Annotated in this window: 18 protein-coding genes; 12 read left to right on the forward strand and 6 right to left on the reverse strand. The window is 64.4% G+C overall.

Annotated elements, in window-relative coordinates; translation table 11 throughout:
* Window positions 1-411 precede the first annotated feature (411 nt).
* On the reverse strand, window positions 412-1,515 hold the full coding sequence (locus HV675_RS19275) for a hypothetical protein (protein ID WP_175112621.1): 1,104 nt from the start codon (window positions 1,513-1,515) through the stop codon (window positions 412-414).
* A gap of 586 nt (window positions 1,516-2,101) precedes the next feature.
* Between HV675_RS19275 and HV675_RS19280 the strand changes: the two genes are divergently transcribed.
* From HV675_RS19280 to HV675_RS19290, 3 genes are all read left to right on the forward strand, one after another.
* On the forward strand, window positions 2,102-3,667 hold the full coding sequence (locus tag HV675_RS19280) for a methyl-accepting chemotaxis protein (protein WP_175112623.1): 1,566 nt from the start codon (window positions 2,102-2,104) through the stop codon (window positions 3,665-3,667).
* Window positions 3,668-3,783: 116 nt separating this feature from the next.
* On the forward strand, window positions 3,784-6,321 hold the full coding sequence (locus HV675_RS19285; protein WP_175112624.1) for an EAL domain-containing protein: 2,538 nt from the start codon (window positions 3,784-3,786) through the stop codon (window positions 6,319-6,321).
* A gap of 77 nt (window positions 6,322-6,398) precedes the next feature.
* Entirely contained in the window at window positions 6,399-6,557 is a 159-nt protein-coding gene (locus tag HV675_RS19290) for a hypothetical protein (RefSeq protein ID WP_175112626.1), read from the forward strand.
* A gap of 52 nt (window positions 6,558-6,609) precedes the next feature.
* Here the strand turns inward: HV675_RS19290 and HV675_RS19295 are convergent, their stop codons facing one another.
* The 3 genes from HV675_RS19295 to HV675_RS19305 all read right to left on the reverse strand — a co-directional run bounded on the left by HV675_RS19295 (window position 6,610) and on the right by HV675_RS19305 (window position 8,913).
* Window positions 6,610-7,452 (reverse strand): DUF2459 domain-containing protein, encoded by an 843-nt coding sequence (locus HV675_RS19295; RefSeq protein WP_343056816.1) that lies wholly within the window; start codon window positions 7,450-7,452, stop codon window positions 6,610-6,612.
* Complete coding sequence (locus HV675_RS19300) at window positions 7,379-8,335, reverse strand: aldo/keto reductase (RefSeq protein WP_175112630.1); 957 nt, start codon at window positions 8,333-8,335, stop codon at window positions 7,379-7,381. Before HV675_RS19300 ends, HV675_RS19295 begins: the two co-directional genes overlap by 74 nt.
* 176 nt (window positions 8,336-8,511) lie before the next feature.
* Window positions 8,512-8,913 carry a RidA family protein gene (locus HV675_RS19305; protein ID WP_175112632.1) on the reverse strand — a complete coding sequence of 134 codons (402 nt, stop codon included), beginning with the start codon at window positions 8,911-8,913 and terminating at the stop codon, window positions 8,512-8,514.
* Window positions 8,914-9,506: 593 nt separating this feature from the next.
* On the opposite strand from HV675_RS19305, the gene HV675_RS19310 reads away from it, so the two are divergent.
* Window positions 9,507-10,760, forward strand: coding sequence for an MFS transporter (locus tag HV675_RS19310; RefSeq protein WP_175112633.1), 1,254 nt, complete (start codon window positions 9,507-9,509; stop codon window positions 10,758-10,760).
* Window positions 10,761-10,838: 78 nt separating this feature from the next.
* On the opposite strand, the gene HV675_RS19315 is transcribed toward HV675_RS19310, so the two are convergent.
* Window positions 10,839-11,609, reverse strand: a complete 771-nt coding sequence (locus HV675_RS19315) for a DeoR/GlpR family DNA-binding transcription regulator (protein ID WP_175112635.1) — start codon at window positions 11,607-11,609, stop codon at window positions 10,839-10,841.
* 421 nt (window positions 11,610-12,030) lie between these two features.
* Between HV675_RS19315 and HV675_RS19320 the strand changes: the two genes are divergently transcribed.
* The 4 genes from HV675_RS19320 to HV675_RS19335 all read left to right on the forward strand — a co-directional run bounded on the left by HV675_RS19320 (window position 12,031) and on the right by HV675_RS19335 (window position 17,010).
* Window positions 12,031-13,017, forward strand: a complete 987-nt coding sequence (locus tag HV675_RS19320) for a 2-keto-3-deoxygluconate permease (RefSeq protein ID WP_175112637.1) — start codon at window positions 12,031-12,033, stop codon at window positions 13,015-13,017.
* Window positions 13,014-14,375, forward strand: coding sequence for a four-carbon acid sugar kinase family protein (locus HV675_RS19325; protein WP_175112639.1), 1,362 nt, complete (start codon window positions 13,014-13,016; stop codon window positions 14,373-14,375). Before HV675_RS19320 ends, HV675_RS19325 begins: the two co-directional genes overlap by 4 nt.
* 19 nt (window positions 14,376-14,394) lie before the next feature.
* Window positions 14,395-15,396: a 4-hydroxythreonine-4-phosphate dehydrogenase PdxA gene (pdxA, locus tag HV675_RS19330; RefSeq protein WP_175112641.1), complete on the forward strand. Its 1,002-nt coding sequence runs from the start codon at window positions 14,395-14,397 to the stop codon at window positions 15,394-15,396.
* 312 nt (window positions 15,397-15,708) lie between these two features.
* Window positions 15,709-17,010 (forward strand): MFS transporter, encoded by a 1,302-nt coding sequence (locus tag HV675_RS19335; protein ID WP_175112643.1) that lies wholly within the window; start codon window positions 15,709-15,711, stop codon window positions 17,008-17,010.
* A gap of 63 nt (window positions 17,011-17,073) precedes the next feature.
* On the opposite strand, the gene HV675_RS19340 is transcribed toward HV675_RS19335, so the two are convergent.
* Complete coding sequence (locus HV675_RS19340) at window positions 17,074-18,363, reverse strand: glycoside hydrolase family protein (RefSeq protein ID WP_246270399.1); 1,290 nt, start codon at window positions 18,361-18,363, stop codon at window positions 17,074-17,076.
* Between the two features lie 321 nt (window positions 18,364-18,684).
* Between HV675_RS19340 and HV675_RS19345 the strand changes: the two genes are divergently transcribed.
* From HV675_RS19345 to HV675_RS19360, 4 genes are all read left to right on the forward strand, one after another.
* Entirely contained in the window at window positions 18,685-19,140 is a 456-nt protein-coding gene (locus tag HV675_RS19345; protein ID WP_175112644.1) for a RidA family protein, read from the forward strand.
* A 187-nt stretch (window positions 19,141-19,327) separates the two neighbouring features.
* Window positions 19,328-20,443, forward strand: coding sequence for a succinylglutamate desuccinylase/aspartoacylase family protein (locus tag HV675_RS19350; RefSeq protein ID WP_175112646.1), 1,116 nt, complete (start codon window positions 19,328-19,330; stop codon window positions 20,441-20,443).
* 315 nt (window positions 20,444-20,758) lie between these two features.
* Window positions 20,759-23,704: a molybdopterin oxidoreductase family protein gene (locus tag HV675_RS19355; RefSeq protein ID WP_175112648.1), complete on the forward strand. Its 2,946-nt coding sequence runs from the start codon at window positions 20,759-20,761 to the stop codon at window positions 23,702-23,704.
* A gap of 10 nt (window positions 23,705-23,714) precedes the next feature.
* Window positions 23,715-24,452, forward strand: a complete 738-nt coding sequence (locus tag HV675_RS19360) for a 4Fe-4S dicluster domain-containing protein (protein WP_175112649.1) — start codon at window positions 23,715-23,717, stop codon at window positions 24,450-24,452.
* Window positions 24,453-24,477: the final 25 nt, after the last annotated feature.

Below are 24,477 nucleotides of genomic sequence, written 5' to 3' on the forward strand. Positions count from 1 at the left end.
CATGGGTCTCGCACGCGTGTCTCCTTGACGTGCGAACGGGCTGGACGCCATACGCATTGCTGATTGGCAGATGCTGCGCGGCCACAAAAGGTGACGCGTTCGGCATAGGTTATCAATCGTAGGCAATTAATCGGAGAAGTGGGGTGTTGCGATGCGCCCGATTGTGATGGGGAACGAAGCGATGCGATGTGCAATGAGCCCGGTTGGGCGTTTGATGGGAACGCCCGGCTGCCGTTAAGGTGAGCGTTTTCGGGAAGCGATGGCAAGAACGGGGACGGTGCCCGCGCATACGTCGGCTATATGGCGAATGCTTACTTCACACGAACGCCCGTAATGCGGCAGATGCGAAGCATGGTGAGTACGTCCGCTCTGCTTCAATGCGTATCGACCGATAGATCGCGCGTTCGATGCCTAGCGCCACGGCTCCGAGATTGTCGCGGCCAGTGCGAGCTTTTCGCGCACGAGCGCGGCGACATCCGGTACAGGCGCCGCGTGCACAGAGCCGATATGCGCGTCGATAAACTTCTGCACGGCGCCGTGCACCGCGCGTATCGACCATCCGTCGATGCCGGTGAGACGCGACGGCGTACGCTTCAGTTCGTCGACGAGGTCGCGCGCGTCGTCGAAACGAGGCGCGACCCCGGTGTGCGCGGCAAGCTGTGCAGCGCTATCGGCCGCATAGGCGCGGTCGCTGCCGAGCCGGTCGATGTCGAGCACCGTCTGCGCGGCGTGGCCCATGCGCAATGCGCTGAGCGCCCACAATGCAATAAACGCGCGGTACGCCTGCGTGCCTTCGATCGTGCGCGCGTACTGCTCGCACACTGCCGCGTACGCATCGTCGGACGAAGGCGCCTGCTCCGGCAGGCGAACTTCGCAGGCGTCGAGCACAGCTTTCACGATCGGCTCGTTGCGGTTCAGGCCCAATACGCGCAGCGGCGCGGCGACGAAGAACGTATTGCGCCATTCCTGATGCAATAGCCAACCGGATGCAAATTGCGAAGCGGGATTGCGCAATACCGCGACATGCAGTGCGGCCGGAAACGCGTGCTTGAGCCAAGGCAGTCTTCCGGACGAGCGGCAGAACTTGAACACCGGCATCTTGCCGGCCGCGAGTGTTTGTTCAGTGAGATGCTGCAGATACGCCTGCAACGCGGGAAACTCGGCGTCCGGTGTATCGCCGAAGCGGTCGGTGGCAAAGCGCCGCCGATAACCCGGCACGCCGCGCGCGCCTTCACGCATGAACGGACGATACTCGGCGAAGTAAGGCGCATTGAGCGCAGGATGACCCGAATTGAAAGTGGGCTGAAGCGCGCCGAGATCCGCGAGCTTCAGATCGCCGATCACATTGCTCAGCGGCTCGTAGAACGCGGTGACGGAATCGAGCGCGCGAAATCTCGACCACACCCAGGTGCCCGCGCTGCGCCATCCCGTATGCAGGAAGACGCCGCGCGACAGCGTGCCTGCGGGGTCGTTTAGAGGGGCCGGACTAATCGGACTACTACCTGGCAGCGCCATCACTGTTGTTCCTTGCACATGCATCTTCGATCGATGCGTGGCGATTATAGCCAATGCCGCTATCGCTTCACTGACAAGCGCCGCGCCGCGGACGGCACGTTCGAGGTAATACGCGACATGATATGCAATGGTCGCGTCGATTATTTCTCTTGCATATTTCTGATGTCAGCTGGATTTACACTTCGGGATTACCCGATATTGCCGCGTTGCAGTCGAGCCAATAAAGTCTGAGCGGATTCGGATTATTAAAGTTTTTGTAAGCCTTCAATTAATGAAACTGCCAGTCAACACAATTGACGCCGGGCCGGCTGGCCAGTTCCGACATCGGCATGTCGCGCATGTTATGGGTTGGTATCGATACCCATATAAGAATGACAAAAACCTGCCGTAAACCAGGAGTGGTACGCGCTGTAGCGCAATGGAACAGCGCACGGCTTGCGATGCGCGTTGCGCGGCGCTTCAGCGTCGTGATTGAGAGTATTTATTCATAAGTGGCAAATCACGCTATGAGAGGGCGGGATATTGCCAGTTTCACCATGCAGCAGCATTTATCGGTAATCCAACAAAAAATTCCGGGGGCCATACCATGATTCTGAAGAACCTGACGATTAAAATCCGGCTGTTTGCGGGATTTTCCACCGTCGCCGCCATTGCGTTTTTTATTTCCATTGTTTCGCTATATAGCCTGGGCACAACCACGGATGCATTCAGTCAGTTTGTGCATGGAATCGACGCGCGCGCGCAAGTCGCGGCGGAGGTTCGCGCGGCCGTCGACCGCCGCGCGATCGCGGCCCGCAACCTGGTGCTGGTCACGAAGCAGTCGGACCTCGATATGGAAAAGGACGCGGTGACGCGTGCGCATGAAGACGTCAGTTCGCGCCTCAGGCAACTGAACGAAATGATTGCGAGCGCAACCGATACCAGTGAAACGGCGCGCTCGCTGGTCGCGGAGATGAACCGTGTCGAGAAGCTGTACGGGCCGGTCGCGCTCGATATCGTCGCGCTCGCGCTCGCCCATCACCACGACGAGGCGATCCAGAAGATGGATGACGAATGCCGGCCGCTGCTCGCCCAACTGGTGAAAGCCACCGATGCATACGCGAGCTTTACGAAGTCCCGCGAGGAGCAGATCGTGGCGGAATTCGCGGAGCGCTATACCTGGCAGCGCAACCTGATCGCCGCGGTCTGCGTGCTGGCAGTCCTCGTCGCGATCTTCGCGAGCATCGCGATCGTCGCCTCGATCACGAAACCGATCGACAAGGCGGTGCGCATCGCCCGCACGGTCGCAACCGGTGATCTGACGAGCACGATCGTCGTCGATCGCGGCGACGAAACCGGCGCGCTGCTGCAGGCGTTGCGCGATATGAACGAACGACTGACCGAAACAGTCGGACGGGTCCGCTCGAGCAGCAGCAGTGTCGCCAGTGCGGCGCATGAGATCGCGGTCGGCAACGGCGACCTGAGCCGCCGTACCGAGGAGCAGGCCGCGTCGCTGCAGCAGACGGCGGCAAGCATGGAGCAGTTGACGACCACAGTCCGGCAAAACACGCACAGCGCGCAGCAGGCGAAAGCCCTGGCGTCGAACGCATCGACCGTCTCGCAGCGCGGCAGCGATACGGTCGGCCGCGTCGTGACGACGATGGAAGCGATCAGCGCGAGCTCGGGCAAGATCGCGGACATTACCGGCATCATCGAAGGCATCTCGTTTCAGACCAATATCCTTGCGCTGAACGCGGCGGTCGAAGCGGCTCGCGCCGGCGAGCAGGGGCGCGGCTTCGCCGTGGTCGCGAGTGAAGTGCGCAGTCTCGCGCAGCGTTCGGCACACGCGGCGAAAGAGATCAAGGAACTGATCGCGCATTCGGTCCAGCAGATTCGCGACGGCTCGTCGTTTGCCGACGACGCGGGCCGCACGATGACCGAGGTCACCCAGGCCGTGGCGCGCGTCACGCAAATCGTCGACGAGATCGCCGCTGCTTCGCAGGAGCAGGGGCAGGGCATCGAGCAGGTCAACCAGGCGATTTCGCAGATGGACGCGGTCACGCAGCAGAACGCGACGCTGGTCGAACAGGCGGCCGCCGCGTCGCAGTCTTTGCGGCAGCAAGGCGCCGCGCTTGACGAGACGGTGTCGTCGTTCCGGCTCGCCGTTGCCTGAGATGCGCATACGCGCTGCGTTGAGCGTGCCGCGTCGCGTCGTTTTGCGCGAAAGCGGTGCGCACGCGCATGTGCATACGGACCGGATGAGCCATCGATGAACTCCAGACGAGACCGATGAAGCCGATCTCCACGCATCGACGCGGCCGTGCCCGCCGGGTGAACGGCGCGAGTGCCGCGTTGTTGTCCGTGTGGCTCGTCGCGGTCGTGATGACGGCGATCGCGTGCCTGAGCGTCACGGTGATGTCGCTGCTGCTCGCGTATGTCGCAGGCGAGAGTCAATGGTCGAAGGCGCAAAAGGATGCGGTGCGCGCGCTCGAGCGTTACGAACATACGCATGCCGAAACGGACTATCAGGCATTTCTCGCGCATATCGCGGTGCCGCTCGCGGACCGGGTGGGCAAGCTTGAAATGGAGAGGCCCGCGCCGGATCGCGGCGTGGTTGTCGATGCGCTGCTGAAAGGGCGGATCGCGCGCGAAGATATCGACGGGATGGCATGGCTGTACCGCAATTTCCGTCATGTGCCGCTGTTCAGCGATGCGGTCGCGTACTGGGATGCGGGCGACGCGTACATTCTGCGGCTTCGCGAGATCGGCGCGCGTTTGCATGCGTTGACGCATGTCGAAGGCTCCGCCGACGGCGGCGCGGCCGGCGCTATCGATGAGATTGAAGCGGTCGACCGCCAGGCGACGCGTGCCGAGGACGGCTTCTCGCGCTCGCTCGACGAAGCGTCGCACATCACACGCGACGCGTTGATCGTCGCGCTGACCACCTCGGCCGTGTTGCTGCTCAGCGTCGTGACGACCTTCATGCGACGCCTGTTCGCGCGCGGCGAGCGGCTCGAAGGCGAATTGCGCAAAAGCGAAAAGCTGGCTGAAGTGACGCTCGCATCGATCGGCGACGCGGTGATCCGCACGGATGAAGCGGGTCGCGTCACGTATTGCAATACGATCGCCGCGCACATGCTCGGACGTTCCGTCGCGCATATGCATCTGCAGCCGTTCGACACGATCTGCGAACTGCGTGACGAGGCGAGCGGCGTGCGCGTCGCACCCGGCGCCCAATGTCCGCGCGCGCAGCGCGCGCAAGGGCAAGACGACGTCTCGCAACCGGCCTGTTACATCGTGCGCCCGGACGGCAGCCGTCTCGAAGTCGACTATGCGGCGACCACGCTGCGCGATGCGCAGGCACAGGTGATCGGCGTGGTCGTGGTGCTGTACGACGTGAGCGCAAAGCGCAAGCATGCGGCGCAACTCGTCTATCAGGCTACGCACGATGAACTCACCGATCTGCTCAACCGCCGCGAATTCGAACGGCGGCTCGAGAGCCTGCTCGCGCCGGACGCTGCTGGTGCACACGGCTATGCGGTGATGTTTCTCGATCTCGACCAGTTCAAGATCGTCAACGATACGTGCGGGCATGCTGCGGGGGACGAACTGATCCGCCGCGTCGGGGCGACACTGCGCGCCTGTTTGCCGGATCACGCGGTGCTCGCGCGGCTCGGCGGAGACGAGTTCGGCGTCGTGTTGCCGGAGTGCGCGACGGCGGATGCGCTGGAAATAGCCGGCCAACTGTGCGACGCGGTCACCGCGATTCGCTTGCCGTGGGACGGGCGGATGCTGACGACCGGCGTGAGCATCGGCCTGGTCGGCGCGTGCGCATGCCTGACGTCGCTGAAGGAGGTCATGAAGGCCGCAGACGTCGCCTGCTATATGGCGAAGGAGAACGGCCGCAACCGCGTGCATCTGTTCAGCGTGGACGATCAGGCGCTGTCCGCGGCCAACGCGCAGATGGAGTGGGTCGCGCGCGTGAAAACGGCACTCGACGACGACTCGCTGTGCCTGTACGCACAACCGATCGAACCGGTGCGCCGCAACTGCGCGCGCGCCGGTGAACGGACCGGCGATATCGGCGGCAAACATCGCAAACACGATTTGCACGATGCGGACCGGGCGCTGCGCCACGACGACACGCATATCGAAGTGCTGCTGCGCATGAAGGACGAGGGCGGTCTGCTGGTGCCGCCCGCACGCTTTATCGAAGCGGCGGAGCGGTTCAACCTGATGCCGGCGGTTGACCGCTGGGTGATCGCACACGCATTCGCCGCGCTTGCGAGCGGCTGTCATCACGCGCGGACGTGGTCGATCAATCTGTCCGGCGCGTCGCTCGGCGACGAGCATCTGTTCGACTACATCGTCGCGCAGCGGCTTCGTTATGGCATTTCATTTGACCGCGTGTGCTTCGAGATTACCGAAACCGCGGCGATCACCCACTTGCATCGCGCGATCGCGCTGATCGACCGCTTGCGTGCGCTCGGCTGCCGCTTTGCGCTCGACGACTTCGGCACGGGTATGTCGTCGTTCAGGTATCTGAAGCACTTGCATGTCGACTATTTGAAGATTGACGGCAGCTTTATTCAGGGCATGGTGCACAACCCGGTCGACCGCGCGATCGTGCAATCGATCAATCAGGTTGCGCATGCAACGGGCAAGCGCACGATCGCCGAGTTTGCCGACGGCGCCGCGATTGTCGAGTGTCTCGCGGACATCGGCGTCGATTATGTGCAAGGCTACGGCATCGGCTTGCCCGCACCGCTCGACGCGCCGGAGCCGCAACGGCGCATCGCGCGCGAGCGCGATGCGCTGACATACTGACTTCAGCGAACAGCATCGGTCAGGCACCCTCCTTGCTCGAAAACGAGTGTTACACCAGCCATTCATAAGGAGGTTTCATGCGACGATCCTGGATCATTGCATTCGTGTTGCCGCTCGCCCTGGGAGGCTGCCTGTCCTTTAGCAGCAGCGATCCGCGGCCGCCGGACCACACGACCGTGGTCGTTCCGCAGGATCAGGCGCCACACACGGTCTGCGACGGGCGCACGCCCTGCTGACGTTTTTGCAAGGCGCGTGGAGCCGATTGATGCGACGCCGGAAGCCATCGTGTCATCGCCCGCTCACGGTTTGCGACGCGGCAATCCCGGCCGCGTCGCGCATCACGCCGTCGGCAAACAGCGAGTCGCTTACCGGCAGTCCCGCCGCTCTCAACGCGCGCGCAGTCCAGATATTGCAGGTGTGAAACGCGTCGTAGGTGAATGTCGCGGCAAAGAACACACTGCCTTCGTAAGGCCCGTCGCCTAGCTTGACCGGCGTACCGGCGTCGCCGGTTTGCACCGACGACTGCAAAAACGCGTTCAAACCCGCGAGCCCTTTCTTTCCGATGCGCAGATCGATCACGCTCGATGCGCCAAACGCGTCCTGCGGTGGCGCGCGCAGCACGGTCATCAGCAACGCGGCGTGACTCGGGAAAAGTGCGCCGACTGCAGCGAACACACCATGGTCCCGTTCGAAGACGAAGCGCCGTTCGCCGAAGCCGAAGCAGAGATAACGCGCGCCGTCGAAGCCCGCGGCGAGTGCGCCGACAGCCGGCGCGGCGTCTTCGCGATGCATGCACACGTCGGTGTGCCATTCGCGCCTGACGACGGAAAGCGTCGCGACGGGCGGGCGTGCATCCGCGAACGGCGCCGGCGATGGAATCGGCGTGGTCGCACATCCTGCGGAGAGAAGCGATAGGGCGGCTGCGGCGGCGAGCGCAAACGCGTCGGGCCCACGGCAATGTCGACTTCGATTCCGCCACCGCAGATGCATCAGCCGATGCAGGCAGCCACGCAAACGCCAAGGCGGACGAGCCGTTACGCGTGGCCGCACGAGGCCCTCAAGCATTGACCGCGTCGACGATCTGCTTGCACAGCGCCTTGTCCGGAAACGGGCCGATGCCGGCATGCACATTGTCGATCATGTACTCGGGGCGGCCGGTGCCGGGAATCACGACGGTCACCGCGGGTTGCGCAAGCACGAACTTCAGCAGTACCTGCGCCCACGTCGTGCAGCCGATTTGCGCGGCCCAGACGGGCAGTGGCCGCTTGCTTACGCGCGCGATCAATCCGCCGCCGCCGAACGGCTGGTTGATCACGACGCCGATGCCGAGATCCGCCGCGAGCGGCAAGATGCGCTGTTCGGCGTCGCGATCGTCCGCTGCGTAGTTGATCTGCACGAAGTCCGGCTTCTCGCTGCGCATCACGGCTTCGACTTGCGCAAACGCACTCGACGTGTAGTGCGTGATGCCGATATAACGAATCTTGCCGCGCGCTTTCCAGTCGCGCAGCGTGGCAAGCTGCGTGCGCCAGTCGAGCAGGTTGTGCACCTGCATCAGGTCGATGCGTGGCTGTTGCAGCCGGCGCATCGATTCCTCCATCTGCGCGATACCGGCCGCGCGGCCCTCGGTCCATACCTTGGTGGCGACGAATGCTTTGCTGTGCGCATCGAGCCTGGTCAGCAGCGCGCCCGCGACTGCTTCGGACGTGCCGTACATCGGCGAGGAATCGATTGTCGAGCCACCCGCGTCGAACAGCACTTGCAGCACGCGCGCGAGCCGGGCCTGCGCGCTCGCATCGTCGCCGACGTCGAACGTGCGCCACGTGCCGCATCCGACTACCGGCAGCGGTTCGCCGGTCGACGGAATCGGGCGGCGTGTGATGCGCGGCAGCGGCGCGGCGTCGCCTTGCGCGGCTGCAAGCTGCTGCAACGATAGGGAAAGCGGCAAGCCGAGCGTAACGGCGCTGGCGGCGCGCAGAAAGCGGCGCCGGCTGCCGGGAAGGGAGGGTTGCTGCATGGCCTGGACTCGCTGTATCGCAAACGGGTCTGCGCACGATACGTCATTTCATCGGGGCACGGGTGAACGGCGCGTGACCCGGGTGGACCGCACCGCGCGCGACGGAGCATGCCGCACGACCACGCGCTACGCGCCTCGCGACCGCGTGCGCTGCCCGCGCAACCTGCGCGGGCCGTTCAGGACGGACGGCGCGCGATGAAATCGATCTCGACAAGCGCGTCGCGCGCGAGGCCGGTCACGCCGATACAGGTGCGCGCGGGCAGTTTGCCCGGCGGGAAATAGGCGGCGTAGACGGCGTTCAGCGTCGCGTAATCGCGCTTGAACTCGGTCAGGAACACGCGCGCGTTGACCACGTGCTCGAGGCCGAGACCGAGACCCTTCAGCACGATGATCAGGTTGTCCATCACGCGCTTGGTCTGCGCGGCGACACCTTCGGGCAGCGGCGCGGCATCGTCTTCGGGCAAGGTCGGCATCTGCCCGGTGACGAATACCCAGCCGCCCGATTCGGCGGCATGCGAAAAAGGCGCGACGGGCGTCGGCGCGCCGGGGACCATCCAGAACTGTGTTGCTTCAGACATGTGACGTAACTCCGGGAGAAGCGGTGAGCGGCTGAGAAAGGGCATTGGACGCGAGAGGGTCGAGCCCTGCGCCCGCTCGGGCAAGACCGGGCGACGGACGGCGGGCGTCCGCCGATGGGCGCACCGCGCAGTGTCGCACTTCAAAAAAGTCCATGCGTCGAGGGCGGCAGCACGATTTCGCATGCCGCAACGCGCCGCGTCACGGTCAGCAAAACTTTCGATGCGGTGGTATGTTGTCGCCTTGCTCGCGTCCGGCGTCGAAGTGCGTCGTACGCGACGGTACGTGTGGTCGCGCTGCACGGTCATGTTGTCCGCCGGTTCGCGCGCACGATACTCATCCCGTTGTCATTCAAATCATATAGGGTTCGACGTCGCGGCAGGCTGGCGCACGCCGCTCTCCCCTATCGAAAGACCGCTCCGGAGACAGGGCTTATTTCCTTGACGCGCAGGTCGCGTGACAGGCGGCGCGCGCGTTGAACGTGCGATTGAGCCCGACGGCAAAAACGCAGCAATACCGCAACTAGACAAAACGATAAGGCAGTGCCCGGACCGGCATGCCCGGATGTTCGTTCAAACTGAAAAGCAGCGTCATCATGATGATGGAAAGCAATAACCCGGCAGGCAACGGCTCGCCGGCAAACGAGGACTCGTCCCCGCTTCGCGCGTGGCTCGCGGTCGGCTCGGTGACGATCGGCGCCTTTGCATTCGTGACTACCGAATTTTTGCCGGTCGGCCTGTTGCCGCAAATCGCGCACGACCTCGGTGTGACGCCAGGCACCGCGGGGCTGATGGTCACGACGCCCGGTGTGATTGCCGCGCTTTCGGCGCCGGGCATGATGCTCGGCGCAGGCCGCATCGACCGGCGCTACATTCTGATCGCGCTGTCGGTGATGCTGCTCGCGTCGAATCTGATCTCCGCGTTCGCACCGACGTTCGGCTGGATGCTGTTCGGCCGCGCGCTGCTCGGCGCGAGCCTCGGCGGCTTCTGGACGCTCGCGCTGGCCGCGGCCAGCCGGCTCGTCAAGCTGCACGAGTCGGCGCGCGCGACCGCGGCCATTCTGGCCGGCGTGACGTGCGCGACCGTGATCGGCGTGCCGCTCGGCACGCTCATTTCCGAACTGGCATCGTGGCGCGCGACCTTCATGGCGACCGGCGTGCTGGTGGCGATCGCGCTCGCCGCGCAAGCGGCGCTCGTACCGTCGCTGCCATCGCAGGCGGCGTTGCGCTTCGCGGATCTGCTGGAACTCGTGCGGCGTGCGCATCCGCGCAAAAGTCTATTGATGGTGTCGCTCGTGTTCGGCGCGCATTTTTCGTCGTACACGTATATCGCGCCGTTCCTGTTGCGCGATGCGGGCTTCAGCATGTCGAGCATCACATGGGTGCTGCTCGGCTTCGGCATTATCGGTTTCGTGTCGAATTTCGCGGTGTCGACGGTGGTCAACCGCAGTCTGAAAGCAGCATTGATGACCATGGTCGTGCTGATGCTGACCGCGCTGGTCACCATGCCGCTCTTCCGGCATTCCGCGCCGGCCGTGACGGCGGTGCTGATGGCATGGGGCGTCGCGTTCGGCGCGATTCCGCTGTGTTTGAGCGTCTGGATGCAGCGCGCGACGCCGGATCTGCCGGAAGCCGGGTCGGCGATGTTCGTCGGCATCATTCAGGTGGCGATCGCGGTCGGTTCGTCGGTCGGCGGCGCGATTGTCGATCACGCGGGCATCGCGACCGACTTCCGCTTCGGCAGCGTGCTCGCGATACTCGGCATCATTGCGGTCGCGACCCTCAGCGCGGCCGGCGCGCCGGCTCGCGTCGACGAGCTCAGCGAGCATGTCGGCGCGGAGAAGTGCTGACCCACGCGGCGATGCATGCGGCGTGCGCTGTGCGTCGCCGCTGTGTCGGTGTTCCGCTGCGGCCGTGCCGCGCCGGCGTTACGCCGCCTCCGCGCTCAACACCGTCACCTCGCTGCGGCGGATAAAGCTCGCCAGTTGCGGTGCGTCGCGCTCCGCGTCGGTGACCAGCGACCAGTCGCGCTCGAGCGGCGTCCAGTGTTGCTGGCTGGCGTGATCGAGCTTGTTCGACGTGACGAGCACGAACACGCTCGCCGCCTGGCGGATCACGCACTCCTTCAGATACGCCTGCTCCGCGCTCGCTTCGCACAGGCCTCGCCCGGCGACGACGCCGTCCGCGCCGAGAAACGCCTTGTCCACCGACACCCGGCTCAGCGCAAGTTGCGCAATCGGGCCGAGCGTGCTCATGCTCGACGGCCGCAACTCGCCGCCGATCAGCGTGATCGCGATATCGCTCGAGGCCAGCACGCCGATGGCGAGCAGATTATTCGTCACCACCCGCAAACCGCGCCGGCCGGCGAGCAGGCGCGCCATCGCGGCGGTGGTGGTGCCGCCGTCGAGAAAGATCGTGTCGCCGTCCTGCACGTGCGCGGCCGCCACGCGCGCGATCGCTTCCTTCTGCTCGCGAAAGCTCTGGCGGCGCGTCTCCAGCGATTCTTCCGGTTCGTGCATGCCGACTGGCGCGGCCGCGCCGCCATACGTGCGCACGATGCGGTGTTCTTCGGCGAGCGCGCGCAGGTCGCGCCGCACGGTGGCCTCCGACATCTGGAAGTGCTCGCACAGCGCGCCGACATCGGTCATGCCGGACAGCACGGCTTTGAGCATTGCCTCGCGGCGGTTCGCTACTTTCATGGTGCTCCGGATCGGAATTAAACAGCCCGCGCGGCGCCGCGCGCGCACGACGCGCCGTCCGGCACGGCCATTGCGCGCGGCGAAGCGAAACAGTTTAGCGAACCTGCAACGCGAGACCGCAACGCACATCGACGCCAAACCGCGAGACCGCGCGAAATGCCGTTCACCCGATCGACCGCTTTCGCTCATTTTGCGCGAATCGATCAATTTCGCGGTGCAACGGACAAGCTTCACGCGCCCACGCAAAGCCCGTGCAGGCTCGCCGCACATTGCATGAAATGCCCGAAATTCAGGCATTATCGTAAACCCTTGGGCGGCACGAGGTTGCGCGTTCAAGCAGTACGTCTTAAACTTCGTTTTGATCGAATCAGTCAAAATAATGATCGAATCGGTAGGAATTAGTCAATCGGGAGACAACTTCATGGCTCAAATTCGTATCAAGCGCGCGATCGAGCGCGTGCCCGGCGGGATGATGATCGTCCCGCTGCTGGCGGGCGCGCTGGTCGCGACCTTCGTGCCGGACATGCCGAAATTCTTCGGCTCGTTCACCAACGCGCTTTTCACCGGCGCGCTGCCGATTCTCGCGGTGTTCTACGTGTGCATGGGCGCGAGCATCGACGTGAAAGCGACGCCGTATATCGTGAAGAAAGGCGGCGCGCTGTTTGCCGCGAAGGTCGGCACGGCGATCCTGGTCGGCGTGGTGCTCGGCCATTTCCTCGGCGAGCAGCCGATCACGTCGGGCCTGTTCGCCGGTCTGTCGACGCTCGCGGTGGTCGCCGCGATGAACGACACGAACGGCGGCCTCTATATGGCGCTGATGGGCCAATACGGCCGTTCGGAAGACGTCGGCGCGTATTCGATCATGTCGCTCGAATCGGGTCCGTTCCTGACGATGGTCACGCTCGGCGTCGCCGGGTTGTCCGCGTTTCCGTGGCAGACGCTCGTCGGCAGCATTCTGCCGCTCGCGTTCGGCATGCTGCTCGGCAACCTCGATCGCGAGATGCGCGACTTTCTCGGCCGCGCGGTGCCGGTGATGATTCCGTTCTTCGCGTTGGCGCTCGGCGCGGGCCTCGATCTGCACAAGGTCTGGCAAGCTGGCCTGCTCGGCATCGGGCTCGGCTTCGCGGTCGTCATCGTGACCGGCGTTCCGCTCTATATCATCGATCGTCTGACGAGCGGCACCGGCGTGGCCGGCGTGTCGGCTGCCAACACCGCGGGCAACGCGGCGGCGGTGCCCGCGTTGATCGCCGCGGCCAATCCGGCGTATGCGGAGGCCGCGAAGAGCGCAACGCTGCTGGTCGCCGCATGCGTGGTGGTCACGGCCATCGTATGTCCGCTGCTGACCGCGGCGGTCGCAAAGCGCGTGGTGCCGCAGCGTGTCAATGGCAACCGGGAGACCGTGCAGTGAGCATGTTGATCGTCGCCGACGACCTGTCCGGCGCGGCCGATTGCGCGATTGGCTTTGCCAACGCGGGGCGCCGCACCGTGGTCGCGCTCGGCGCGGATGAAGCGGTGCAGGCCGCCAATGACGCCGCGTCCGGCCGTGCGGCCGTGATCGCGCTCGATACGGACTCGCGACGTCTCGCGCCCGCCGATGCGGCGCGCCGCGTCGCGCACGCGTGGCAAGCGCTCGGCGGCACGCAGGGCGTGCGCGCCGCGCAGCGGCGGCGCCTGTACAAGAAGATCGATTCGACGTTGCGCGGCAACTGGGTTGCCGAAGTCGCGGCGCTGCAGCCGCTCGCGGGCCTCGCGATCGTGGCGCCGGCGTTTCCGGCGACCGGCCGCACGGTGCGCGACGGCCGCGTCTATGTGCGAGGCGTGCCGCTTGGCGAAACCGAGACATGGCGGCTCGAGCACGCGGGCCGCACTGCGGACTTGCAGCCGATGCTCGAGGAAGCGGGCTTGCGCACCGCGCAGCTCGGCATCGAACGGCTGCGCGACGCACCGGCCGATGCGCTCGTTCGGGCCATCGCCGCACGCATCGAAAACGGCGTGCAGGCGTTGATTGTCGATGCGCAAAGCGAGGCCGACCTGAACCTGCTCGCGCGCGCGACGCTTGCGCTGAACGACGCGTTCTTCTGGGTCGGTTCCGGCGGTCTCGCGCGCGAACTGGCCGCGCTGCCCGAACTGTTCGACACGGCCGCACCGTCGCCGCTCGCACCCGCGCGTCACGACGGCCCGATCCTGACGCTGGTCGGCAGCCTGTCGGCGGTGTCCGTCGAACAATGCGCGCTGCTGCGCGAGCGCACCGGCATGACCGAACTGACCGTGCCGCCTGCGGTGCTGCGCGGCGCGGCGAACCATCCGGACCGCGCGGCGTGGCGGGCCGCCATCGGCGCGCCGCTCGCGGCGGGCGTCGATCTGCTGGTGCGCATCGGCCGCGACGACGCGTTCGATCCGGCCGAAGGCGCGCAATTGTCGACGGCGCTTGCCGCGCTCGTCGAGCCGCATATCGGCCACCTTGCGGGTCTGATCGCGACCGGCGGCGAAACCGCGCGCGCGATGCTGAGCGCCGCCGGCATCGGCAGCCTTGAACTGTTGACCGAAGTCGAGCCGGGCGTCGCGGTCGCGCAGCCGTCGGACGACGCGCGGCGCCTGACGATCGTCACCAAAGCCGGCGCGTTCGGCAGCGAGCATGCGCTGTACGGTGCATGGCTGCATCTGCGCGGCATGCAGGAACCGGCACAGCCCGGGTCGCAACCCGGGCAGCCCGGATCGCAGCCGGCTCCGCAAGCCGGCCGCGCACACGAACAAACCTCCCTCTGAACTGAAGCACCGAGAAGCCATGAGTCACTATCTACCCGTAATCGGCATCACGATGGGCGACGCCACCGGCGTGGGGCCCGAGATCATCGTCAAGAGCCTTGCTCACGAGGCGGTCTATCAGCAGTGCCGCCCGCTCGTGATCGGCGATGCGAAGCGTCTCGAACGCGCCGCGCAAATCGTCGGCAGTGCGGCGCAAGTGCGTCGCATCGAGCGTGCGTCCGAAGCCCGCTACGAGCCCGGTACGATCGACTGCATCGACCTCGGCCTGATTCCTGCCGACCTGCCGTTCGGCAAGCTGTCGCCGGTGGCCGGCGATGCGGCCTATCAGTTCATTGCGCGTGCGGTCGAACTCGCGAAGGCGAACGAGATCGACGCGATCTGCACTGCGCCGCTCAACAAGGAAGCGCTGCACGCGGGCGGCCACAAGTTCCCGGGTCACACCGAGATGCTCGCGTATCTGACCGGCATCGACGAAGTGTCGATGATGCTGGTCGCGCCGCAACTGCGCGTGATTCACGTGACGACCCACATCGGCATCATCGACGCGATTCGCAAGATCGAGCCGGGACTCGTGAAACGCACGATCGAGCGCGGCCACGCCACGCTCGTGAAGGCGGGCATCGCGAATCCGCGTATTGCCGTGTGCGGCATCAATCCGCATGCCGGTGAAAACGGTCTGTTCGGTTATGGCGAGGAAGAAGAGAAGATCGTGCCGGCCGTGCGCGAATTGCGTGAGCGCGGCTGGAGCATCGAAGGTCCGCTGCCGGCCGATACATTGTTTTTCCGCGCCGGACGCGGCGATTTCGACCTCGTGGTGGCGATGTATCACGATCAGGGGCACGGGCCGGTCAAGGTGCTCGGCCTCGAAGCGGGCGTCAACGTAACGGTCGGGTTGCAGGTCGTGCGCACGTCGGTCGATCACGGTACCGCGTTCGACATCGCGGGCAAGGGCGTCGCCGATGAAGGCAGTCTGCTCGAAGCGCTGCGCCAGGGCGCGGAACTCGCGACACGGCGCGGGTAATCGAAGCACGGCAAAAATAATCGAAAGCAATCCGAAAGAGTGATGAGCTGGCCGCGTTGCCATGACGCGGCTGCATCGATCACATTGACGAATGGAATGGGCGGAACGGTGCAGACCGTACCGCCCTTTTCACTTGTGCGTCCGCTGGCGTCAACCTGACAGTCGGTTTGACGCAACCGGTCAATTGCGGCGCCGTGTAGGGAATATCCGCTGACCGCCGGGTGTTGTGAAAGGTTGACGCCGTGTCTGCGGCCGCATGGCCCGCAGATGTCGGACACCACCCGTCTCGTTCCGCAGATAAGTCCTCCAACGATGAATACCACCGACTCGCAAGTTCCATTCATTCCACACCGCCCGCTGATGAGCAGCGATCATCGAACGCTCGTGCTCGCGGCGCTCGGCGGCGCGCTCGAGTTTTACGATTTCGTCATCTACGTATTTTTCGCAACGGTGATCGGTCAGCTGTTTTTCCCGCAGACCATTCCGGACTGGCTGCGCCAGGTGCAGACCTTCGGCATTTTTGCGGCAGGGTATATTGCGCGGCCGCTCGGCGGCGTGATCATGGCGCACTTCGGCGACCTCGTCGGCCGTAAGCGGATGTTCATGCTGAGCGTGCTGCTGATGGCGCTGCCCACGCTGCTGATGGGACTGCTGCCGACCTATGACGTGGTCGGCCTGATCGCGCCGGTGCTGCTGCTGGTGTGCCGCGTGTTGCAGGGCGCGGCGGTCGGCGGCGAGGTGCCGGGCGCGTGGGTGTTCGTGTCGGAGCACGTACCGCGGCGCTATGTCGGCTACGCTTGCGGGATGCTGACGGCCGGGCTGACGGCCGGCATTCTGCTCGGCTCGCTGATCGCTTCGGCAGTCACGCACCGTTATGGGCACGACGAAATCATGGCGTTCGCGTGGCGCATTCCGTTTCTGCTCGGCGGCCTGTTCGGACTGCTGGCCGCCTTCATGCGCCGCTGGCTGCAGGAGACGCCGGTGTTCGTCGAGATGCAGAAGAGCAAGACGCTTGCATCGGAAGTGCCGCTCAAGGCGGTGCTGCGAGATCACGGCGGTGCGGTGCTGGTGTCGATGGCCCTCACGTGGACGCTGACCGCGGCGATCGTCGTCGTGATTCTGATGACGCCGACGCTGCTGCAAAAGCGCTTTCATCTCGATCCGGCGGTGACGCTGCAAGCGAACTCCATCGCGACCTTTTGCCTGACGGTCGGTTGTGTGGTGTTCGGGTCGATTGCGGGGCGCTTCGGCGCGGCGCGCACGATCTTCGTCGGCTGCGTGTTGCTCGCGGTGTCGTATTACCTGATGTTCACGCACGTCGCAGCGGATCCGTCCTCGCTCGACCTTTACTACGGCGTGACCGGCTTCTTCGTCGGCACGGTGGCGGCCATTCCGGTTGCGATGGTCAAAGCGTTTCCGCCGACCGTGCGTTTCTCGGGCATTTCGTTTTCGTACAACATTGCGTATGCGGTGTTCGGCGGGTTGACGCCGGTCGCGGTGGCGCTGATGTTGAAGTCGAACGGCGATGCGCCGCAGTTGTATGTTGCCGTGTTGTGCGCGTTGGGCGCGCTGGTGGGATTCACGCTGCGCAGCGCGCGCGAGTCAAACGCGTAGCGAGCCGGCATGCGAGGGGCGCGGTTGCGCGCCCCTCGCGTTGCGCACCGCGCGGGTCGGTCGCTAGTCCGGAAAGGTGACCTCGACAAGCACCGGATGATCCGGCACCTCGATCGTCGCCTGCGCGACATTGCGTTGCGTGACGGCCGGCGCCGTGCCGGACAACGGATCGTAGACGCTGACCACCCGCGCGGTTTTGCCGAAATCGAGCGGCACCTTGATCGGCGGCGAGTCGATCGGTTTGCCGGTCGCGCGATCCCAGAACGGCACTTCGTTCCAGAGCGCGAGCACGAAGCGGCCGTCTTTCTTCTGCATCAGCAGATAACGGGCGGAAACCGGCCAGTCCGATAGCGTGAATGACATGCGTCCGTTGGCCGAACCGTTTTCCGCGACGGTGTCGTTCGCTTTCAGGATCAGGATGAAATTGCGCAGCGCGCGCGCCGACACTTTCGGGCTGTGATCGACATTGAACAGTCCGAAGTGCATGCCCGAGTCGAGATGCTGCGGGTCGGGCTTCTCGTCGAGCAGTTCATAGATATAGGTGCGTGAAATGCCGGTGTTCACCGAATCGAGCAGACCGTTCAGCGTGCCCTTGGCCTGGGTGGCTTCGTCGACGCCGATGACGTTCCAGCCGCTTTGCGGCACCGTGAAATAGCCGAACTCGGTCATCACCAGCGGCAGCTTGAATTTGCGCAGATCGCCGAATGCCCAGTCGATCCACACGCTGCCCCACTGATCGTAGTTCGGCTGCTGGCCGTTTTGCGGATACGCGTGATTGTTCGCGAAGTCGGCCGACCCGGCCCGCGTCCTGACCGGTTTCGCGTCGTAGCCGGTCAGGTCGTAGACGGGCAGGCGCGCGAGCGCCGGCGTGCGACGCACGAGTTCATAGAGCGCCTTCTGACCCGCGAGACCTGCATCCTGGCCGGTCAGCCCCGCGTACTTGACGGGCCAGTTGTTGATCTCGTTGAAGCCTTCGATTGCGACGATGCTGCCCGGCGCCTGCGCTTCGATCTGCCGGTATTTGTCGAGTGACCCCGCGAAATCGTCGGTGACGATAAACGTGTATTTGATGCCGCGCTTCGCGAGATATACGTAAGAGGAGAGCGGGGCCGAGTGGCCCGGCGTGTTGTCGCGCACGTGCGTGACGCCGAGCCACTGCAGACGGTCGCCGACCTTGCCGACATCGGCATAGGAGCCGTCCGTGTAGTTGACGTGAATGTTGATGCCGATCGTGTCGATGAAGCGCTCGGCGCCGAGCGCTTCGACGCCGCTCTTCGAGACGCTGGACGTCGATGCGGCGAGCGCGTCGCAGCACGCGGCAATCATGCAAAGCGCAATCGCGAAGCGTTTCATAAGCGGTTCCGTGGGTAAAGAATGACGGCCGGCGAATCGGTGCCTCGAATCCGCCTGCGGAGAAACCCCTGGAATTTTCGCATTGTGTTTTGCCGCCGCATGCGCGGTAAAGCACGTTGTGCGGCAAGTCGTATCCGATCTGGACCCGGCATGCACTATGGTTGCGCGCGGTGCACCGAAGCAAACGCATCATGCGTCGTTCGTCCCGCCTTACGGTGCGCTTTATTCCGGTTCCGGAATAAAGCGCACAACGCCGGTGTTACGAATGGTAAGCGCCTCGTGCATGATGTGAGGCAAGCCCACCTTCTCTGGAACCCGGCCATGAAACTTTCCTCCCGCCTGTCTCAACTCGGTTTCGAACTGCCCGCGCCGATCCGTCCGCTCGGTTCGTATCGCACGGTATCCGTATCAGGTAAGCAGTTGTACGTATCGGGCCTCGGGCCGTTCGAGAACGGTCAGCCGATCGTCGGGACGGTGGGCGCGGACGTGTCGCTCGAAGCCGCACAACGCGCGGCGCAACTGACGATGCTGATGATCCTGTCGTGCATCGAAGATGAATACGGTCTCGACACAATCGATCGCTGCAGCCGGCTCACCGTGTATGTGCGTGCCGAGGCATCGTTTACGCAGCATCCGCAGGTGGCCAATGGTGCGAGCGACCTGCTGCGCGAACTGTTCGGCCCGGACAAACTGCCGGCGCGCAGCGCATTGGGCGTGTACACGCTGCCGATGGGCATTCCGGTGGAGATCGACAGCATTTTCGAATTGAAAGCGTGAGGACGCGGCGCCGCGTGTGATCGCATTGGCGATCCGCATACGGTGAGCGTTTTCGGGAGCCGCGGCAAGCTGACGATACGCCGATAACGTATTGCCGTCGGCCGGCTTGCTGTTGCCGCGGCCTGGTGACGAAAGCGCGTATCCGCCGTAGCATGACGCCGATTCTTTATCCAACCGGCGCCGCCCCATGATCCAGCAATCGATTCCGCTTCTTTCACCCGCCGTCGGCACGCATCGTGAACTCGCCGTGTTTCGTTTCGGACCGGCGCACAGCGAACAGAAAATCTACATTCAGGCATCGCTGCACGCGGACGAGACGCCGGCAATGTTGACGGCGGTGTTGCTGAAGCGGCGTCTGCTCGAACTTGAAGTCCAACAGGCGCTCGCCGCGCAGATCGTGCTCGTGCCGCTCGCCAATCCGATCGGGCTTTCGCAACACGTGCTCGGCCAGTTCGTCGGTCGCTTCGAACTGAATAGCGGGAAGAACTTCAATCGCCATTTCCTGCCGTTCAACGCGGTGATCGAGCGTGCGAAAGAAACGCTCGGCGCCGACCCGCTCGAGAACCGCCGGATCGTCCGGCAACTGATGCACGATGAACTGGAACGCCGCACGCCGGCAAACGAGTTCGAATCGCTGCAGCATGAACTGCTGAAGCTGTCCTTCGATGCGGACCTCGTGATCGACCTGCATTGTTCGCAGGAAGCCGCGATGCATCTCTACACCAACGAAACCGGCTGGCCCGAGTTCGAGCCGCTTGCGCGCTACCTCGGCGCGCGCGCGTCGCTGCTTGCGAACGACTCCGGCGGCCAGTCTTTCGATGAAGCGCATAGTTTCTTCTGGTGGCAGCTTCAGCAGGCGCTGCCGGCCGGCAAGCCGGTACGCACCGGCACCTTTGCGATCACCGTCGAATGCCGTGGACAACGCGACGTGTCTTACGAGGTCGCGCAACACGATGCCGATGCATTGATCGACTATCTGGTCTGGCGCGGCGCATTGCGCGGCGAGCGCAAAGCGCTGCCCGACCTGCTGATGCCCGCCACGCCGCTTGCCGGCAGCGAGCAGCTCCATGCACCCGTCAGCGGGATTCTCGTGCACCGCGTCGAGGTCGGCGCGGCGGTACGCGCCGGCGAGCCGCTGTTCGACATCGTCGACCCGCTGACCGACGCGACGACGACGGTCGTGAGCCGCAACGACGGCGTGCTGTATATGCGGCGCGCGGTGCGTTTCGTGACGGCCGGCGCGCCGCTTGGCCGGGTGACGGGCACGCAGGCGACGCGCACCGGCATGTTGCTCAGCGCGTAACGTGGCATGGCGGCTCATTCCGGCGTAGGACTGCCAACGGGGTAGCGCGTTCGCCGCTTCACTATTCAGGTTTTCTTCTTCGGGCCGGTTCCGGCATTCGGAAGGGTGAGAGTCTTCGGGGGTCGACAGCCCGCAACGCGTTACCCGAAGCGGGCTTCGCGCCAGTTGCTGAAAAGTATCGGGTGCTGCGATAGCATCGATTCGAAATAGCGATTTTTCATTTGCATATATCGGATCTACGATAAAAGCCGGACTTTGGTTCGTTGACTTTGGTCCGTTATATCGGATGGATTTCGCAGGGCAACCGAGGCAAGCATGGAACATCACGCGCGAACCCAAAACGAGAAGCTCGAGGTCAAGACCACGACCTGCTACATGTGCGCGTGCCGCTGCGGCATTCGCGTTCACCTGCGTGACGGAGAGGTGCGTTACATCGACGGCAACCCCGACCATCCGCTGAATCAGGGTGTGATTTGCGCCAAAGGGTCGTCGGGCATCATGAAGCAGTATTCGCCGGCGCGCCTCACGCAACCGCTGATGCGCAAGGCGAATGCGGAGCGCGGCACCGCGCAGTTCGAGCCGGTGTCGTGGGACGTCGCGCTCGACACGCTCGAAAAACGGCTTGCACATCTGCGTGCGACCGACCCGAAGCAATTCGCGCTGTTCACGGGCCGCGACCAGATGCAGGCGCTGACCGGCCTGTTCGCGAAGCAGTACGGCACGCCGAACTACGCGGCGCATGGCGGTTTCTGCTCGGCGAATATGGCGGCCGGCATGATCTATACGATCGGCGGCTCGTTCTGGGAATTCGGCGGACCGGATCTCGACAGCGCCAAGTTGTTCTTCATGATCGGCACCGCCGAAGACCACCACTCGAATCCGCTCAAGATCGCGCTTTCGAAATTCAAGCGCGCGGGCGGCCGATTTATCGCAATCAATCCGGTGCGCACCGGCTATGCGGCGATCGCCGACGAATGGGTGCCGATTCGTCCGGGCACCGACGGCGCGCTCTTCATGGCGTTGATCCACGAGTTGTTCGCAACGGATAGCTACGATCACGAATTCGTTACGCGCTACACGAATGCGGCCGACCTGCTCAACATGAACGAGCACAGCGACGAGTTCGGCCTCTTCGTGCGCGATCCGGATGCAGCCGAAAGCAACCCGCTGTTTCCGCAAAACCATCTGTGGTGGGACCAGCAAACCCAGCGCGCAGTGCTGCATCACATGTCTGGCGCGAAGCCCGCGCTCGAAGGCCGTTATACGCTCGACGACGGCACGCCGGTCACGCCGTCGTTTGCATTGCTGCGCGAACGCGCGGCTGAATGCACGCCCGAATGGGCCGCGCAGATCACCGGCATCTCCGCCGACACGATCCGGCGTCTCGCGCGCGAGATGGCCGATACCGCACGCGATCACAAGATCACGCTGCCGATCCGCTGGACCGATGCATGGGGCCAGACACACGAGACGGTGACCGGCAACCCGATTGCATTTCATGCGATGCGCGGCCTCGCTGCGCATTCGAACGGCTTCCAGTCGATTCGCGCGCTCGCGGTGCTGATGTCGATGCTCGGCACGATCGACCGGCCAGGCGGATTTCGTCACAAGTCGCCGTTTCCGCGTGCGGTGCCGCCGTCCGCAAAACCGCCGAACAGCCCGGACGCGGTGAAGCCGAACACGCCGCTGGCGACCGGGCCGCTCGGCTGGCCGGCCGCGCCTGAAGACCTGTTCGTCGACGAACACGGCGGCCCGGTGCGCATCGACAAGGCGTTCACGTGGGAATACCCGCTCGCGGTGCACGGGCTGATGCATACGGTGATCACGAACGCGTGGCGCGGCGACCCGTATCCGATCGACACGCTGCTGATCTTCATGGCCAACATGGCATGGAACTCGTCGATGAATACCGTCGAAGTGCGCAAGATGCTCGCCGACAAACACGAGAACGGCGAGTACAAGATTCCGTTTATCGTCGTATGCGACGCGTTCCAGTCGGAGATGACCGCATTTGCGGATCTGATCCTGCCGGACACGACTTACCTCGAGCGTCACGATGCGATGTCGATGCTCGACCGGCCGATCTCCGAATTCGACGGGCCGGTCGATTCGGTGCGTGTGCCCGTCGTGCCGCCGACCGGCGAATGCAGGCCGTTCCAGGAAGTGTTGATCGAACTCGGCAGCCGCCTGAAGCTGCCGGCTTTCACGAAGCCCGACGGCACGCGCAAGTATCGCGATTACCCGGACTTCATCGTCAATCACGAAACCGCGCCGGGCTCGGGGGTGGGTTTCCTGATCGGCTGGCGCGGCGAGGACGGCCGCGACGCGCTGGTCGGCAAGCCGAACCCGCGGCAGTGGGACGAGTACGCGAAACACAACTGCGTGTTCCACTACACGCTGCCCGAAACGCTGCAGTACATGCGCGGCCAGAATGGTCCGTATCTGCAATTCGCGGTCGAAAAGGGTTTTCGCAAGTTTGCCGAGCCGATCGTGATCCAGCTTTATTCGGACGTCATGCAGAAGTTCCGTCTTGCCGCGCAAGGCAAGACGAAGGGGCGGCAGCCGCCTGAACATCTGCGCGAACGCGTCGCGCGGTATTTCGACCCGCTGCCGTTCTGGTACGCGCCGCTCGAACGCGACACGACGGACCTCGAGCGCTTCCCGCTCGCGGCGATCACGCAGCGGCCGATGGCGATGTACCACTCGTGGGACTCGCAAAACGCATGGTTGCGGCAGATTCACGGCGAAAACTATCTGTTCATGAATCCGCGGATGGCGAGTGCGCAGGGCATAGAAGACGGCGGCTGGATTTACGTCGAGTCGCAATGGGGCAAGGTGCGCTGCATGGCGCGCTATAGCGAGGCGGTCGAACCCGGCACTGTGTGGACGTGGAATGCGATCGGCAAGGCGGCGGGCGCGTGGAATCTCGGTCCCGGCGCGAACGAATCGCAGCGCGGTTTCCTGCTGAACCATCTGATTACCGACGAACTGCCGGCCGGCGCCGACTGCTCGGTGGCGGCGCACGGACCCATGCGCGTGTCGAACTCGGACCCGATTACAGGCCAGGCCGCGTGGTATGACGTGCGCGTGCGGGTTTATCCGGCCGAAGCGGATGCGGATCATACATTGCCGCAATTCGCGCCGATGCAGTCGCTGCCGGGCTCGGTCGGCGTGGTCAAGCGCATCGTTCAAACCTATTTCGCGGGGCGCGGCGAATTCGCGGCGCGGTTGCGCCGCTCCGCCAAAGCAAAAGATATTTGAGGAGCACACGATGACCCAGATGGCGCTTGTGATCGATCTGAACGTGTGTGTGGGATGCCACGCCTGCGTGACGAGCTGCAAGGAATGGAACACGTCCGGCGAAGCGGGGAGCCTGTCGGATTTGCGTCCGTACGATGCCGATCCGTCCGGCACTTTCTTCAACCGTGTGCAGACGTTCGAAGCCGGCGAGTTTCCGCTGGCCGACACGATTCACTTTCCGAAATCGTGCCTGCACTGCGAGGATCCGCCGTGCGTGCCGGTCTGTCCGACCGGCGCGAGCTACAAGCGCAAGGAAGACGGCCTCGTGCTGGTCGATTTCGACCGGTGCATCGGTTGCAAGTACTGCTCGTGGGCGTGCCCGTACGGCGCGCGCGAGCTCGATGAAGCGCGCAAGGAAATGACCAAGTGCACGCTGTGCGCGGACCGCATTCATAACGAGACGCTGCCGGAGCGCGATCGCAAGCCCGCCTGCGTGCTCGCGTGTCCGACATCGGCGCGGCTCTTCGGCGATATTCACGACCCCGAGTCGGTCGTCTCGAAGGCGATCCGCGAGCGCGGGGGGTATCAGCTGATGCCGGAATGGGGCACGCGGCCCGCCAACCATTATTTGCCGCGCCAGAAGACGACCGCATGCGGCAGCGGCGCGTGCTCGTGCGGCTCGACGACGGAAGGCGCAGCGGATGTTGTTCCGGCGGCCGAGTTCGAGCACGGACTCGTCGACCTCGCGTCGATGGCCACGCGCATTTGACGGACGCGCGGCGCGCGCGAAACGA

It is taken from the genome of Paraburkholderia solisilvae, assembly GCF_902859875.1.
GTDB lineage: Bacteria > Pseudomonadota > Gammaproteobacteria > Burkholderiales > Burkholderiaceae > Paraburkholderia > Paraburkholderia solisilvae.

Excerpts from the sequence above, each read along its gene's own strand:
- HV675_RS19345 (WP_175112644.1), top strand. The coding sequence starts at position 18,685 with ATGAAACTTTCCTCCCGCCTGTCTCAACTCGGTTTCGAACTGCCCGCG.
- HV675_RS19335 (WP_175112643.1), top strand. The coding sequence starts at position 15,709 with ATGAATACCACCGACTCGCAAGTTCCATTCATTCCACACCGCCCGCTG.
- HV675_RS19350 (WP_175112646.1), top strand. The coding sequence starts at position 19,328 with ATGATCCAGCAATCGATTCCGCTTCTTTCACCCGCCGTCGGCACGCAT.
- HV675_RS19280 (WP_175112623.1), top strand. The coding sequence starts at position 2,102 with ATGATTCTGAAGAACCTGACGATTAAAATCCGGCTGTTTGCGGGATTT.
- HV675_RS19275 (WP_175112621.1), bottom strand. The coding sequence starts at position 1,515 with ATGGCGCTGCCAGGTAGTAGTCCGATTAGTCCGGCCCCTCTAAACGAC.
- HV675_RS19295 (WP_343056816.1), bottom strand. The coding sequence starts at position 7,452 with ATGTGCATGCCGGCATCGGCCCGTTTCCGGACAAGGCGCTGTGCAAGC.
- HV675_RS19285 (WP_175112624.1), top strand. The coding sequence starts at position 3,784 with ATGAAGCCGATCTCCACGCATCGACGCGGCCGTGCCCGCCGGGTGAAC.
- HV675_RS19305 (WP_175112632.1), bottom strand. The coding sequence starts at position 8,913 with ATGTCTGAAGCAACACAGTTCTGGATGGTCCCCGGCGCGCCGACGCCC.
- HV675_RS19320 (WP_175112637.1), top strand. The coding sequence starts at position 12,031 with ATGGCTCAAATTCGTATCAAGCGCGCGATCGAGCGCGTGCCCGGCGGG.
- HV675_RS19315 (WP_175112635.1), bottom strand. The coding sequence starts at position 11,609 with ATGAAAGTAGCGAACCGCCGCGAGGCAATGCTCAAAGCCGTGCTGTCC.
- HV675_RS19310 (WP_175112633.1), top strand. The coding sequence starts at position 9,507 with ATGATGATGGAAAGCAATAACCCGGCAGGCAACGGCTCGCCGGCAAAC.
- pdxA (WP_175112641.1), top strand. The coding sequence starts at position 14,395 with ATGAGTCACTATCTACCCGTAATCGGCATCACGATGGGCGACGCCACC.
- HV675_RS19300 (WP_175112630.1), bottom strand. The coding sequence starts at position 8,335 with ATGCAGCAACCCTCCCTTCCCGGCAGCCGGCGCCGCTTTCTGCGCGCC.
- HV675_RS19290 (WP_175112626.1), top strand. The coding sequence starts at position 6,399 with ATGCGACGATCCTGGATCATTGCATTCGTGTTGCCGCTCGCCCTGGGA.
- HV675_RS19340 (WP_246270399.1), bottom strand. The coding sequence starts at position 18,363 with ATGAAACGCTTCGCGATTGCGCTTTGCATGATTGCCGCGTGCTGCGAC.
- HV675_RS19355 (WP_175112648.1), top strand. The coding sequence starts at position 20,759 with ATGGAACATCACGCGCGAACCCAAAACGAGAAGCTCGAGGTCAAGACC.
- HV675_RS19360 (WP_175112649.1), top strand. The coding sequence starts at position 23,715 with ATGACCCAGATGGCGCTTGTGATCGATCTGAACGTGTGTGTGGGATGC.